Origin of the sequence: Bacillus cereus group sp. MYBK139-1, assembly GCF_051916915.1 — a bacterium.
Classification (GTDB): Bacteria; Bacillota; Bacilli; order Bacillales; family Bacillaceae_G; genus Bacillus_A; species Bacillus_A pacificus.
This window is the reverse complement of the sequence record NZ_JBQAHO010000001.1, coordinates 1836527-1850394: the sequence shown is the minus strand read 5'-3', so window position 1 is coordinate 1850394 and position 13868 is coordinate 1836527. Positions and strand designations below refer to the sequence as shown.

Here is a 13868-nt window from a genome sequence, read left to right as displayed (position 1 = left end):
ATGGCTAATATGTATGAAAGACTATTAGGGGATTCTTATAAAAAACTTCATCCAAAATTACAGAAACGCTATGAGATTACAGAAGAAAATAGCTTCATAGGTGAAGGAAAGATGGATGAAATTTACGGAGGTTCTTTTTTCGTTAAATTGATTTTAAAGATTGCATCGAGGTTTCGTATGTTTTTCTCAGAACGGGGAAAAAAAGTGCCTTTTGTAATACATAATACTGCTGGACTAGATAAAGATGGGATAGAAATTGTAAAGTGGAATCGCACGTTTTATTTTCATGATAAGGAAAGATATTTTAATGCGGTTATGCAACTGGATGAAGAGAATAATGAAATTGTAGATTATTTTGGTGAACCACATTTACTCGTCTCTACATTGAATTTTCATATTGATGAGTTAGGGGCAATGCATATTTCTTCAAAGAAACAATGGGTCTATATGTTTGGAAGAAAAATCCCTTTACCAAAGCTTTTATACGGAGAGGCAAAAATTGTTGAAAGTTATGATGAAGAACTACAATGTTTCCGAATTCATGTTCAAGTACGAAATCCGTTAATTGGTTCATTATTTTCATATAGGGGAACATTTGTGGAGAGGAAATAAATGATATGAAAAATATAATAGTTGGGCTTGCTTGTTATATTATTTTTCTAATATGTGAGTGGTCAAATGTAAACCCAGTTGAAGCAATTATTTTATTATCTATTTTGTTATGTATACCGATGTCTTTTTGTATTATTGATAAAAGAGCACGAAATGGATCGTATTTATTATTTTATAAATCCGTATCGTTTTTATATCCGATAGCAGCGATTTGTGCAATGTTAGCTTTCGTAACAAATCAATATATCTTTGCGATAATTTGGTTTGTATATACGGGGATCGTTGCGTTATTTGGTATAAATAGATTACTAGAAAGAGGATGGACACCGTTAGAAGAGACAGCTATCGATAGTGCGTTTATTTATTTGTTTTTAGGTGGTTTTTGGTTTTTTGCTTCTGTAGCAAAGATTTCGATTATGCAGTTTACTTCTGACATTGTTTTACTCACAGCTGCACACTTTCATTATTCGGCGTTTCTATTGCCATTATCAGCTGGTTTAATAGGGCGGAAGAGAGAAAAGAGCAGTAAAGTATATGATGTAATTATGTTTACTATAGTCATTTCACCGATGACAGTTGCGATTGGAATTACGTACTCAAGGGTATTTGAATTTTTTGCAGTGTTCCTATATTTATGTGCGATTTATGGGTATGGAATTTATGTTTGGCTGGCGAAATTTAATGCTATCAGTGCAAAAATCCTCCTAATCATATCGTCTAGTACGCTCATGGTAACAATTATGTTTTCACTTATATATTCGTATGGGAATTTGAAACATGTAATGACGATTACAATTGCCCAAATGGTTTGGATTCACGGTGTTGTGAATGGAATTGGAGTAGCGTTACCGGCATTTGTCGGCTGGATGATTGAAAAGAGTGTTCCGAACTATAAATATTACGGGAAACCAATGAGCAGATTAAGAGGAAAGGCGACAGTTGGTGAAGCGTTTTTACATAACAGAAATGTAATAGATAGTAAGGAATACAACGGTTTAGTTGATAAAATGAATGATTTTCATAGTGAGGCATTTGACGTGACGAAGATACCTTTAAGCATTATTCGGTTTTATGAAAATACAATAGAGTATGAGTTACAATCGCATATTAAATGGACTCGTTCGTTCCGCCTGTTAGCATTTTGTTATGAGAAAATGAGTAAGCGTGTAGGACAAATACATTTAGGAATGGGCGGCAAGTGGGAAACAATGCACGGCTCTATCATAGGGGTAATGGATGAGAAGGATGGAAGGGAGAATGTAAGAGCTTGGTTAAGAAAAAATGAAGCAGGAGCATCTATTTTTGTAGCTCTTTACTCAAAACATACGTATAAGAATGAGACATATATGAATATCGCATTACCTCTACCATATTCGAATATGACGGGGATTTTAAAATTACGTAATGATAATAATAATTTAATTATTACTAGTAAGCTGAGAAGAAATGGTAAGGGAGATGAGGGGATTTATTTACATACTCGTTTCTTTACAGTACGGTTACCGTTAGCAGAGACGTTTATTATTAAAGAGGGCACCAATCAAATGTTAGAAGCTAACCATAAAATGTGGATATTTGGAGTTAAGTTTTTAGAAATTGATTATGAGATTAAGAAAATAGAGGAGAAGTAAGAAAAGCTTGGAGAGATTCCAAGCTTTTTTACGTATGGGTAATTGTCATAGCGACTTGTTTATCTAAGTCTTTGTCCCAAACACGTTGAATTTCAAACGTACCTTTTTCAAAAAATAATGGAAATCTTTCTTTAAACCAATCTTGCATAGGAAGTTTTAGTGCTGTATCGATTGGTACCCATAATAATTTGCCTTCAGGAGGATTCGAAAGGAGTTCACCTTTAAATGAATCTGTCCAATAGTTAAATACCATATATCGAACATTTTCTTTCGGATTTACATATTCATCTAATCCCTTAAAGGTTAAAGTTGAAACAAGTAATCCAGTTTCTTCTTTTACTTCTCGTTTAGCAGCTTGAACGATACTTTCTGGAAAATCTACTTTTCCGCCGGGAGCGATGTAACCAGGGAAGCCAAGATGATTGGGGCGCTGTATTAACAATACTTTGTTATTCTGCTGAATCATACACATTGTATACATACGGTGCTCTATATCTTTCCAATTGTTGCTCATATGAATCTCTCCTCTTAATAAAATCTTATAGTTTTTAACTATAGTTATGTATGACAAAAAATACAATAATAATACAAAATTATACATTTTTTAATTGACTATTACTAATTTTCAGAACTATAATTAGTCTGTTACATAAATACATCGTACTTGAGAGGGGAATATATTCTATGAAAAATAGAATAATCGCAGCAGGAGTAATTGCAGCTAGTATATTATCTTATTCATCTAGTAGTTTCGCGCAAACGAAAAATTTTCCAGATGTCCCAGCTAAACATTGGGCAAAAGACTCTATTTACTATTTAGTAGAGAAAGGTGCAGTTACAGGTAACGAAAAAGGAATGTTTGAGCCAGAAAAAGAAATCACTCGTGCAGAAGCAGCTACAATGATGGCTAAAATCTTAAACTTACCAATCGATAAAAATGCTAAACCATCTTTCGGTGATTCTCAAAACCAATGGTATACCCCATTCATCGCAGCTGTAGAAAAAGCTGGCGTTGTAAAAGGGAAAGGAGCGGGCGTATTCGATCCAACTGGGAAAATTGACCGAGTTTCAATGGCCTCTCTTATTGTAGAAGCTTACAAATTAGATTCTAAAGTAAATGGTACTCCAGCAACTAAATTTAGTGATCTAGAAAAAAGTTGGGGTAAAGCAAAAGCTAACATTCTAGTTGAATTAGGGATTTCTATTGGAACCGGTGACAAATGGGAGCCCGAAAAAATTCTAACTAAAGCAGAGGCAGCTCAATTTATAAAAAAGGCAGATTCTCTTAAAATAGGTAACCCTTTAGTAGAACAGGTAATTATTATTGATCCGGGCCATGGAGGAACAGACCCTGGGAAGGCAACGCAAGGATTACATGAAAGTGATATTGTATTAGATACATCTAAAAGATTACAAAGTTTAATAGAGAAACAAACTCCATTCCGCGTGATGTTAACACGTGAAACAGATATTCGCCTTGATGAAAAACAAGGAGAAGACCTTAAAAAGCGTGTGGATTTCGCAAAGGAACATAATGGAGATATTTTTGTAAGTATCCATGCAAATGCTTCTCAAAAACATGATGGATATGGAACAGAAACTTTTTATTATAAAGGATCTGAAAAGAAAGAATTAACCGAACGTGAAAAAGATAGTTATATGTTAGCTAATAAAATACAAAAGAGATTAGTTAAAGCTCTAGATACAAGAGATCGTGGTGTAAAATCAGAAGATTTTTATGTACTAAGAGAAAATGAAATGCCAGCAGTACTAACGGAGCTAGCATTTTTAGATAATAGTACGGATTATGAGAAGTTAGCTTCAGAATCTGGAAGACAAATAGCTGCTGAGGCAATTTATGAGGGGATTTTAGATTATTATGAGTGGAAAGGCTTTGATGTTTCTAAATCCCGTTTAACAAAATAATAATGTTGATTGCTAAGCCCATCGTCTTTATATAGATGGGCTTTTTATGTGATTTTATGTAATTTTGTATCGAAATAAAAAGATATATCGTATTATGTTAATTATAAATAAAATAATGGTAGATTAGTTGATTTTTATCACGTATACTTTTACTGTTGACTATTTAAGAGTTTGTTAGTTTAATAGGGAAAATTATACGATAAAGGGAGGCAAGTTAACACGGGACAAGCATATAAAAAACGTGTTAAAAAATTTATGAAAAAAGTTATTTCTAATGTGTTAGCAGTGACAGTCGCGCTTCAAGTAGTGATGGCTCCAGCAACTTCGTTTGCATCTACAAAAGAATTTCCAGACGTTCCAAAAAATCATTGGGCACTTGAAGCAATTACTGATTTAACGTCAAAAGGAATTATTGCAGGTTACGATAATGGTAAATTCGGCTTCGGAGATGTTGTAACTCGTGAGCAAGTAGCAGCATTAATGTATCGCGCATTAAAACCAGAAGCAAAAAGTGATTACAAAAATCCATACTCTGATATTAGTGCAGGAACGACAATGTTCCCAAAGGAAATTTTAGCATTAACAGATATGGGGATTTTTGTAGGTGATGATAAAGGAACGTTTAGACCGAAAGAATCATTAACCCGTGCTGAAATGTCTGTTATTTTGCAAAGAGCATTTAAATTAGAAGTAAAAGCACCACATACATTTAACGATATAGATGCATCATATTGGTGGGCAAAAGAAGCAATTAGTGCATTGCAATCTAATGGTGTGTCAATAGGGAATGAGCTTGGAGGATTTGATCCATCAGGTGTATTAACACGTGAAAGCTATGCACAATTGTTATATAGAGCGATGCAAATTAAAAAGGATGTTCCTGCTGAACAGCCTTCATATATTAATCTAGATGTGACATTACCATCTAACGTAACAGCGCAAGAGATTGATAATTATATTCAAAGATTCCATCCAGATAGCCCGTTAGTTGGAATTGGACAAGACTTTATTAAAGCGCAAAATGAGTATGGTGTGAATGCACTATACTTAGCTGCACATGCAATCTTAGAATCTGGTTACGGTAAATCAGAAATTGCATATCGTAAACATAATTTATTTGGTTTAAGAGCATATGATCGTGATCCATTTGCATATGCAAAATATTTACCGTCATACGGACTAAGTATTTCATATAACGCTGATTATGTAAAAAAGAACTACTTAGAAGATGGTGCAAGATATTTCAAAGGTTACACATTACCAGCAATGAATGTTATGTATTCAACAGATACAGCATGGGCTGGGAAAATCGCTAATATCATGGAACGCATTAAGCCTTTTAATAAAGCGGATTACCAAAATGCAAAACGACTACCGAAAAACCCTAATACATTAAATGTAGAAGTATTAAGTGAAGCGATTCCTTATACAGATTATGCAAAAGATGCAAAAGCTACTGTCCAATCGGTAGGATCTTACTATCAAGTGCCATTCCCGTTTAACAATCCAATTAAGAGTGTACCAAATGTGACACAAAATGAAGTTGGAAAATTAGAAAATGGTACAAAAGTAAATGTATATCGTGAAGATCCAAATGGCTGGGTAGAATTTTCATTTGAAAATGCTCAAGAAAAATATTGGACATTGAAGAAGAACTTAAAATTATAAATAAAAAGGTGTTTTCATTTATGAAAACACCTTTTTATTTATATTCATCAAGTAATATTCCATAGTATGTAATATCCATAGGTTCACCAGATTTTACAACATGCTGTTTAAACGTTCCTTCATGTTTCATTCCGATTTTCTCCATAATTCGCCATGAACCAGGATTATTTGTAAAAGCTGCAGCGAATATTTTATTTAAATGCAGCTCGTTGAATCCATAGTGTAGTAGTGCTTTCGATGCTTCGGTACCAAATCCATTTCCCCAATAAGGCTTTCCAACCCAATAGGCCAGTTCCCCACGTTTATGAATATGATTTAAATTTAAATTAATTACACCTATTAATTCTTTATTATTCTTATCTATTATAGAAAAAATCACAACTTTTTTATCGATCTCTGCTTGTAGCATATGTGTAATGAAATCTTTTGCAGAGCCTTTTGGATATGGGTGTGGAATAGATAGGGTTGTTTTAGCAACATCATAATCGCCAGCTAATTTTTCGATTACTAGAGCGTCATATAATTGTAATGAGCGTAGTATGAGTCTTTCTGTCTCAATTGTTTTCATATATTATCTCCTTTATGTTTTTGATAATATTACCATAAATTTGATAATTTCATATATAATTAGATTGAATATTATTAAAAATAAAACATTTTATTAGGAGGATTTAATCCTTCGAAAAGAGGAGAGAGGTATGCAAGGAGAAATACCAACAGAGAAAAAATTAAGCTATATCGGTAAATTGCTATTGCCAGTTAAAGCGTCACCACATTTTAAATTTTTATGGATTGGGCAATTGCTTTCGACTTTAGGTAGTTCGATAACGATGGTTATTTTGCCAGTCGTTGTGTATTCATTAACTGGTTCAACAGTTGTAATGGGAATGACTATGGCAATGTACATGCTCCCTAATATTCTTGCGTTACCGTTTGCGGGATTAGTCGTAGATCGAATGGATCGAGTGAAAGTAATGTTATTTACAGATATAGTTCGCTGCATATTAATGCTATTACTTGCAACACTTATATTTATGGATGTTTTAACAATTCCACTTCTATATGTCCTCGTAGCATTATATGGACTTATGGAAGGCATATTTCAGCCAGCATATGCGGCTGTAAGAGCAAAAGTATTTGTACCTGAAATTCGCAATGCAGCTAATGCATTAACGCAAATGAGTAATCAAGGTATACGACTAATTGGACCAGCTCTTGGAGGATTAATCGTTTCAGTTGCATCTGCTGGAATAGGGTTTGGACTAGATGCAGTAACGTATTTGTTATCATTTTTTTGTTTATTATTTTTAAGAGAAATAAAGTTTAAAAAAGTAAAACCTATTGAAAAGAAAAAAGTCGATTATAAACAAGAGTTTATGGAAGGTGTTTTTGTTTTAAAAAGTCATCCGTGGCTATGGATTACAATTTTAGTCTTTTCTTTCATCAATATTTGTTATGCAGGAATTATCGTCGTATTAATTCCATGGTTATTTAATGTTCATCATCATTTTGAAGCATATGTGTATGGATTAGGAATGGCATCCTCTGGTGTTGGAGCTGTAGTTGCTGCGCTAATATTTGGCGGGAGAGAACGGTGGTATAAGCGGGGGGTACTTGCCTATGGTGGTGTTTTAATAAGTGGTTGTGCGCTTTTAATAATGCCTTTCATTACTTGGGCACCCGTTTTAATTGTATTAATGGCAATTGAGGGGTTCGGTATGATGATATTTGGACTCATTTGGGAAACGAGTTTACAAGAGCTCGTGCCAGAAGAAGCATTTGGAAGAGTGGCAAGCCTTGATATGTTAGGTTCATTTGCTTTATTGCCACTAGGTTATGTAGTTGTAGGATGGTTAGCTACTGTCATAGGTGGCGAGATAACGATTATAACACTAGCTATTTTAGTACTTGTAACAATTGGAGTAGCATTATGTGTGCCGAGTATTCGAAGATTTGATTGATGATATAAGGGGAGGGGGAACGATTTATATGCTTATAGAAGATTTGAAAGATATAGTCGTAAAGGAATTGGACAACCAATATACTTTGCAGGAAAAGGTCTTTGAAGCAAAAAATTTCACAGTCTATATCGCTACCCATAGAGAAAATAGTCTAGCTTATAACTTACTCGTATTAATAAAGCATCTTTATAATGAAAAGCCTTCCGTGCATATTTGGCATAAGAAAATTAGCACCGATGCAACAAAACTGGACATCACAAAAGAAGTGACAGAAGCAATTCAATCTGGTTTTGTAAATGAAGAGTAAGCCCTAATCAAATTAGGGCTTACTCTTCATTAAATACAAATGTTTGTTTCATTTTTTTACTTTCATTTACTGGATGGCCGTTGTAAGAAAAGTTCTTTTCTTCCCAAGTAATCACAACTTTAAAATTATGGCTATTAAAGTCTAATGGGAATACCATGTAGTCAAAGCTTGTATGACTTTTAGAAATATTTTCATTAGGTGTAGTAGGTTTAAAGGTAGCTTTAGAGGTAGGATTGTTATCAAGTATTTCCACGGATACGTTTGATACATCATGACCGATGTTTTTTACGAGTAAACTATATGTATCAAATACACCTTGTTTTGGCTGGATTGCTTGCTTGTTTACGTTATGAGATTTATCAATTTCGATATACCATTGTTTAGACTTTGATGCAATTGGTAGTGATTGAAATGTGTATGCACTAGCTTGTATTGGTAGTGCTAAGCATATAAGCGTAAAGAGAGTTAATATTTTTTGTTTCATTTTTTCAGAGCTCCCATTCTTTAATGGATTTGTTCATTATTTTCTTCTCTTTTTGAGATAATATACCATACGGTTTAGGGAGAGGATATATTGAAAGAACTCGTAAGTATGGGAAGCAGTATTTTTCTACAATTATTATTTTTGTATATATTTATTTTTGGGATGTTATTAGATTTGAATCCATGTAATGCAGTAATTGTGTATATAAGTATTGGGGTACTAAGCCTTATCGTTGGAATGGATTTAGTTACGAATAATCAAGTCACTCTTATTGTTATAAGGGGGATACTTTTGTTATAAAAAGAATATACTAAAAATTCTATATAAAATATTTATTTAATTTGGTTAAATATGCTAGAATAAATTGAAAACGTTTTCTTATATAGGAATAGGAAAGCATTTTCTGTAAAGGGGAGGGGATAGGAATGATTACATTTTTAGTATCAATCGTCGTATTGATAATTGGTTATTTTACATACGGAAAGTTTATTGAAAAGATATTTGGAGTCAATTACAAAAGAAAGACGCCGGCCTATGTGAACCAAGATGGCGTAGATTATGTGCCTATGGATAGGCGAAAGAATTCTATGATTCAATTATTAAATATTGCAGGTACTGGACCTATATTTGGGCCAATATTAGGTGCTTTATATGGACCGGTTGCATTTGTTTGGATCGTAATAGGGGCTATTTTTGCAGGTGCTGTTCATGATTATCTTACAGGGATGATTTCTATTCGAAATAAAGGGGCGCATATTCCTGAATTAGCAGGGAAGTTTTTAGGAAATGCAATGAGACACATTGTAAATGTTTTTTCACTGTTGCTTTTAGTATTAGTAGGAACTGTGTTTATTACAACACCAGCATCATTACTTGATATCGTATTACAAGGGAAAGTGTCAATCACTATTATCCTAACTGTTATTTTTGTATATTACATTTTGTCTACGATCTTGCCAATTGATAAAATTATTGGGAAGATTTATCCGGTATTAGGTGCATTATTGCTAATAAGTGCTATTGGTATAGGGGGAATGATGATAATAAAAGGTTCTCCTATCCCAGAATTAACGTTTGAAAATATGCATCCAGATAATGCACCGATTTTTCCACTATTAATGCTGACAATTACATGTGGTGCTTTATCCGGGTTTCATGCAACACAATCACCAATTATTTCAAGAACACTTCAAACTGAAAAACACGGCCGATATGTATTTTTCGGCATGATGATTGCAGAAGCAATTATTGCGATGATCTGGGCAGCGGCGGCGATGAGTATTTTCTCATATGGTGAATTAAATGAGTTAATTAAATCTGGTACACCAGCTGCGGTTGTAAGTGAAATCTCAAAGACAATGTTAGGGGCTGTCGGCGGAACGATTGCTGTTATCGGAGTAATTGTACTACCAATTACATCTGGTGATACTGCATTTCGTGCGGCACGTTCTATCATTGCGGACTATTTCAATTTTAATCAAACGAAATTGAAAAACCGCTTAATTATTGCAATTCCATTGTTTGTTATTGCATACGGTTTAACGAAAATTGATTTCACACTATTATGGAGATATTTCTCTTGGGCTAACCAATCGACTGCAGCAATTGCGTTATGGATTGGAACGATGTATTTATTTATAAAAGGAAAACCGTATGTTGTTTCCTTAATTCCGGCGATATTTATGACGCTCATGACTGTCATTTACATTTTAAATGCAAAAATTGGTTTTAATATTCCGTTAAACATATCTTATATGGTAGGTGCGGTTATTACCGTTATATTAACTGCTGTATTCTTTATAAAAGCTGTGAAAAATAAAAATGAGAATATTGAAGTAGATGTGCAATTAGAGAAGGAAGCTGTGTAGAAATTTTTCTACACAGTTTTTTTCTAATGTAGAAAATTTCCAATAATATGTTAAAATAACATTGTCATACAACAAGGGGGATTTGTTTTATGGAAAATGGAGTTCTTGCTAAAGTAGATGTAACGAAAAGAATTGAATCGAAATCTAAGTACAATAAGAAACTTGAAAAATATCAAAGGCGCTTATTAGCGTTGCAGCAAATAGTAAAAGAAGAAAAAATCGCAGTTATGCTCGTTATGGAAGGCTGGGATGCGGCAGGAAAAGGCGGAGCGATTAAACGAGTGACAGAGCACCTTGATCCGCGTGGGTTTCAAGTAAATCCAATTGGAGCACCAGCACCTCATGAAAAGCGGTACCATTACTTGCAACGTTTCTGGCGGAAAATACCTCAGTACGGGCAAATTACTATTTTCGATCGCTCGTGGTACGGCCGCGTGTTAGTTGAGCGTGTTGAAGGGTTTGCTACAAAGGAAGAGTGGATGAGAGCGTATGGTGAGATTAATGATTTTGAAAAACTACTAACAGATGATCATTATATAATCGGGAAGTTCTTCTATCATATTAGTAAAGATGAGCAATTAAAGAGGTTTAAAGATAGAGAGAACAATCCTTTAAAAAGATGGAAAATTACAGATGAAGATTGGCGTAACCGTGAAAAATGGGACGAGTATGTTGAGGCAATGGAAGACATGTTTGAAAAAACAAATAAGCCCAATGCAAAATGGCAAATAATCGCGAGCAACGATAAATTATACGCACGTTTGAAAACGTTGAAAGTGATTATTTCGTTAATTGAGGATTATTTTGTAGAGCATGGTATAGAATTGCCTTCTTATTATTATGAAATGAAAGAAGGTAAGACGGAAGACTTTGAAACGAATCAAGATGTAGTTGTAAAATAGTACAAGGTTTATATATGAAATATAAAGTAGAGATACCCTGTAATTTGGAACAACAAAATTACAGGGTATTTTTTATTTAGAAACATTTTACAATTAACAGAATAAGGTATATAATCAATAATCATATTAACATTGTTAATATGATTATTGATTATATACTGTGTGGGGGTCTTATTGTGAAGGGAAGAGATGTTGTTTTAGGCTTACTAATGGAAAAAGAATTGTCTGGTTATGATATTAAAATTGTGTTTGAAGACGTATTTACTCATTTCTTTGATGGAAGTTTTGGAATGATCTATCCAACGTTACGTCAGTTGGAAAAAGAGGGGAAAATAAAAAAAGAAGTTGTTATGCAAGAAGGGAAACCAAATAAGAAAATGTACTTTATTACAGATGAGGGGCGTGAAGAGTTTTATCAATACATGCAAACGGATGTAGAGAAAGATGTTTTACGTTCAGACTTTTTAATGAGGATGTATTTCGGTAATTATAGCGATGATCAGGCGATAAAAAGATGGATTAAGGACGAGATTGAAAGGAAAGAAGCATACATTGCGGATCTACGTCTGAAATATGAAAAGTGGAGAGAAGGTATTACTTTTGTTGAGGAAATTTCACTCGATGTAGGTATCGCATCGTATAGTGCTCAAGTTGAGACATTGAAAAGAAAACTAGAACAATTAGAAACAAAAAAACAATAAAACAGAAGAATGAAAAACAAGTTCACAATAAATAAAGGGTGGATGAATATGGAGCAATCAAAGGGGATTAAGATTGTCTTTTTAATGTGTTTAGGTATATTTCTTTGTATGATTGATACGACTATTATGAATATAGCTTTACCAGCGATACAAACGAGTGTAAATACTTCATTGGAAAAGATGTCTTGGGTATTAAATGTTTATACAATGACAATAGCAGTACTTGCTATTCCGCTAGGGCGGATAGCTGATATCTTTGGAAAAGCAAAGATGTATATTCTTGGTCTGGTGATTTTTGGTGGCGGGTCAGTACTGTGTGCTTTTGCTAATACGGGAGATTTTCTTATCTTTTCTCGCTTTATACAAAGTGTAGGGGCAGCGATTTTATTTCCAACTAGTATGGTAATTGGTGTATCAGCAATGCCATTAGCTAAGAGGCATGTTGCACTTGCAATTTTAGGCGTAACACAAGGTCTGTCAGCTGCGATGGGACCAGTAATAGGTGGAGTTATTACACAAAATTTCGGTTGGAGATGGGTGTTCTTCGTAAATGTTCCAATTTGTATTCTTGGAATCATTTTATGCTGCACTATGTTAAAAATAAAAAATGAAGAACGTATTATCTCAAAAATAGATTGGGTAGGACTACTATTAAGTAGCTTAGCAATTTTCTCTTTTACTCTCATATTAGTAAAAGGAAATACATGGGGATGGCAAAGTAATATAGCTTTGTCTTGTTATGTACTTAGTACTATTTCTCTTATTCTATTTGTTCTAGTAGAACGAAAGATTCATAATCCGATGGTGAATTTAAATTTATTTAAAGATCGAATGTTTGTCGGAGCATCTATCGTTGTCATATTAAGTAATGTATTTTTAATTGGAGTTACTGTATTACTTCCAACATTCTTAACGAAAATACAAGGGCGAACGGAAATTGAAGCAGCTTTTTTAGTGACACCTATTTCAGCAATGATATTTTTTGTCTCACCAGCTGCAGCAACTTTAATTAAAAAACTCGGAAAAGTAACTATTATTTTATCAGGCTTTCTTGTTATGGGCTTATCTTATTATTGGTTGCAAATGATTGATGTTAATTCAACAAATATAGAAATTATTATTCCATGTATGATATTGGGTGTTGGGTATGGTTTAGTAGTAGGTCCAATTACAGTTTTAAGTGCTTCTTCGTTTGAAGGGGAATTATTAACTGCTTCTCAAAGTGTTGTGTCAATGTTGCGGCAAGTAGGTATTGTTTTAGCGGTCGCAATATTTGTATCTAACTTAACTCACAACTTAACTGTAAATAAAGAGAATGTATATCGTTATGCAGAAGAAAAGGTGCGTAATATTCATGTGAGTAGTGTCGAGCAAGCTGAGATATTACAAGTAACAAAAGAAAAAATAGAGAATCAAAGTATAGAAACGAATGTAGAAAAGCATCAAAATGAAAAATTTGTAGGGTTAAATAAAGAGAAAAAAGACGAATTAATTCACCAAAAAGTAGATGAAGTATTAAATGCTGTTCCAGTAGAATATAGAGATATAAAAAGAGAAGAAGTTATGAATCAAGTGACAAATGAAGTTGAAAAACAAGAAGAAAGTATAAAGAAAGAAGTACGTGCATTTTCGAACGATGTGAATCATTATGCTAAGAATCAGATGGCTATGAGTTTTACAGATTTATATAAAGCGAGTGTGCCAATTATTTTACTCTTTGCTTTAGTGAGTTTGTTATTTTGGGAAGGAAAGGCTTTGAGTAAAAAGAGAGGAGAAAGAGTTGTAGGGGGAGTGTAAGGGAAATAATC

At 33.7% G+C, this 13868-nt stretch carries 13 protein-coding genes and 1 pseudogene; 11 read left to right on the top strand and 3 right to left on the bottom strand.

The window, feature by feature from the left end:
* Both ACTFRS_RS09415 and ACTFRS_RS09410 read left to right on the top strand, forming a co-directional pair.
* Positions 1–612 (top strand): DUF4166 domain-containing protein, encoded by a 612-nt coding sequence (locus ACTFRS_RS09415; protein WP_440023719.1) that lies wholly within the window; start codon positions 1–3, stop codon positions 610–612.
* Between the two features lie 5 nt (positions 613–617).
* Positions 618–2243, top strand: a complete 1626-nt coding sequence (locus ACTFRS_RS09410; RefSeq protein WP_431084855.1) for a YndJ family protein — start codon at positions 618–620, stop codon at positions 2241–2243.
* Between the two features lie 28 nt (positions 2244–2271).
* On the opposite strand, the gene ACTFRS_RS09405 is transcribed toward ACTFRS_RS09410, so the two are convergent.
* Complete coding sequence (locus ACTFRS_RS09405) at positions 2272–2757, bottom strand: 8-oxo-dGTP diphosphatase (protein ID WP_440023720.1); 486 nt, start codon at positions 2755–2757, stop codon at positions 2272–2274.
* A 170-nt stretch (positions 2758–2927) separates the two neighbouring features.
* Between ACTFRS_RS09405 and ACTFRS_RS09400 the strand changes: the two genes are divergently transcribed.
* Complete coding sequence (locus ACTFRS_RS09400; protein WP_139867809.1) at positions 2928–4169, top strand: N-acetylmuramoyl-L-alanine amidase; 1242 nt, start codon at positions 2928–2930, stop codon at positions 4167–4169.
* Between the two features lie 255 nt (positions 4170–4424).
* A complete protein-coding gene (locus ACTFRS_RS09395) occupies positions 4425–5837 on the top strand; it encodes an S-layer homology domain-containing protein (protein WP_139867807.1) in 1413 nt (470 codons plus the stop codon).
* A gap of 34 nt (positions 5838–5871) precedes the next feature.
* Here the strand turns inward: ACTFRS_RS09395 and ACTFRS_RS09390 are convergent, their stop codons facing one another.
* Entirely contained in the window at positions 5872–6405 is a 534-nt protein-coding gene (locus ACTFRS_RS09390; protein WP_242294097.1) for a GNAT family N-acetyltransferase, read from the bottom strand.
* Positions 6406–6535: 130 nt separating this feature from the next.
* Here ACTFRS_RS09390 and ACTFRS_RS09385 point away from each other — a divergent pair, with 130 nt between their 5' ends.
* The gene (locus tag ACTFRS_RS09385) at positions 6536–7798 is read left to right on the top strand and encodes an MFS transporter (RefSeq protein WP_431084857.1); all 1263 of its coding nucleotides are present in this window, start codon (positions 6536–6538) and stop codon (positions 7796–7798) included.
* 28 nt (positions 7799–7826) lie between these two features.
* On the top strand, positions 7827–8105 hold the full coding sequence (locus ACTFRS_RS09380; RefSeq protein ID WP_440023721.1) for a hypothetical protein: 279 nt from the start codon (positions 7827–7829) through the stop codon (positions 8103–8105).
* Positions 8106–8124: 19 nt separating this feature from the next.
* Here ACTFRS_RS09380 and ACTFRS_RS09375 read toward each other — a convergent pair whose 3' ends face one another.
* The gene (locus ACTFRS_RS09375; RefSeq protein ID WP_139867800.1) at positions 8125–8589 is read right to left on the bottom strand and encodes a hypothetical protein; all 465 of its coding nucleotides are present in this window, start codon (positions 8587–8589) and stop codon (positions 8125–8127) included.
* Between the two features lie 90 nt (positions 8590–8679).
* On the opposite strand from ACTFRS_RS09375, the gene ACTFRS_RS09370 reads away from it, so the two are divergent.
* From ACTFRS_RS09370 to ACTFRS_RS09350, 5 genes and pseudogenes are all read left to right on the top strand, one after another.
* The gene (locus ACTFRS_RS09370) at positions 8680–8889 is read left to right on the top strand and encodes a hypothetical protein (RefSeq protein ID WP_139867798.1); all 210 of its coding nucleotides are present in this window, start codon (positions 8680–8682) and stop codon (positions 8887–8889) included.
* Between the two features lie 125 nt (positions 8890–9014).
* Positions 9015–10457 carry a carbon starvation CstA family protein gene (locus ACTFRS_RS09365; RefSeq protein ID WP_139867795.1) on the top strand — a complete coding sequence of 481 codons (1443 nt, stop codon included), beginning with the start codon at positions 9015–9017 and terminating at the stop codon, positions 10455–10457.
* Between the two features lie 89 nt (positions 10458–10546).
* Positions 10547–11359 (top strand): polyphosphate kinase 2 family protein, encoded by an 813-nt coding sequence (locus ACTFRS_RS09360; protein ID WP_139867794.1) that lies wholly within the window; start codon positions 10547–10549, stop codon positions 11357–11359.
* Positions 11360–11535: 176 nt separating this feature from the next.
* Positions 11536–12073 (top strand): annotated as a pseudogene (locus ACTFRS_RS09355) (PadR family transcriptional regulator).
* Between the two features lie 35 nt (positions 12074–12108).
* On the top strand, positions 12109–13857 hold the full coding sequence (locus tag ACTFRS_RS09350; protein ID WP_139867792.1) for an MFS transporter: 1749 nt from the start codon (positions 12109–12111) through the stop codon (positions 13855–13857).
* The last annotated feature ends 11 nt before the right edge of the window (positions 13858–13868 follow it).

Excerpts from the sequence above, each read along its gene's own strand:
- ACTFRS_RS09415 (WP_440023719.1), top strand. The coding sequence starts at position 1 with ATGGCTAATATGTATGAAAGACTATTAGGGGATTCTTATAAAAAACTT.
- ACTFRS_RS09410 (WP_431084855.1), top strand. The coding sequence starts at position 618 with ATGAAAAATATAATAGTTGGGCTTGCTTGTTATATTATTTTTCTAATA.
- ACTFRS_RS09405 (WP_440023720.1), bottom strand. The coding sequence starts at position 2,757 with ATGAGCAACAATTGGAAAGATATAGAGCACCGTATGTATACAATGTGT.
- ACTFRS_RS09400 (WP_139867809.1), top strand. The coding sequence starts at position 2,928 with ATGAAAAATAGAATAATCGCAGCAGGAGTAATTGCAGCTAGTATATTA.
- ACTFRS_RS09395 (WP_139867807.1), top strand. The coding sequence starts at position 4,425 with ATGAAAAAAGTTATTTCTAATGTGTTAGCAGTGACAGTCGCGCTTCAA.
- ACTFRS_RS09390 (WP_242294097.1), bottom strand. The coding sequence starts at position 6,405 with ATGAAAACAATTGAGACAGAAAGACTCATACTACGCTCATTACAATTA.
- ACTFRS_RS09385 (WP_431084857.1), top strand. The coding sequence starts at position 6,536 with ATGCAAGGAGAAATACCAACAGAGAAAAAATTAAGCTATATCGGTAAA.
- ACTFRS_RS09380 (WP_440023721.1), top strand. The coding sequence starts at position 7,827 with ATGCTTATAGAAGATTTGAAAGATATAGTCGTAAAGGAATTGGACAAC.
- ACTFRS_RS09375 (WP_139867800.1), bottom strand. The coding sequence starts at position 8,589 with ATGAAACAAAAAATATTAACTCTCTTTACGCTTATATGCTTAGCACTA.
- ACTFRS_RS09365 (WP_139867795.1), top strand. The coding sequence starts at position 9,015 with ATGATTACATTTTTAGTATCAATCGTCGTATTGATAATTGGTTATTTT.
- ACTFRS_RS09360 (WP_139867794.1), top strand. The coding sequence starts at position 10,547 with ATGGAAAATGGAGTTCTTGCTAAAGTAGATGTAACGAAAAGAATTGAA.
- ACTFRS_RS09350 (WP_139867792.1), top strand. The coding sequence starts at position 12,109 with ATGGAGCAATCAAAGGGGATTAAGATTGTCTTTTTAATGTGTTTAGGT.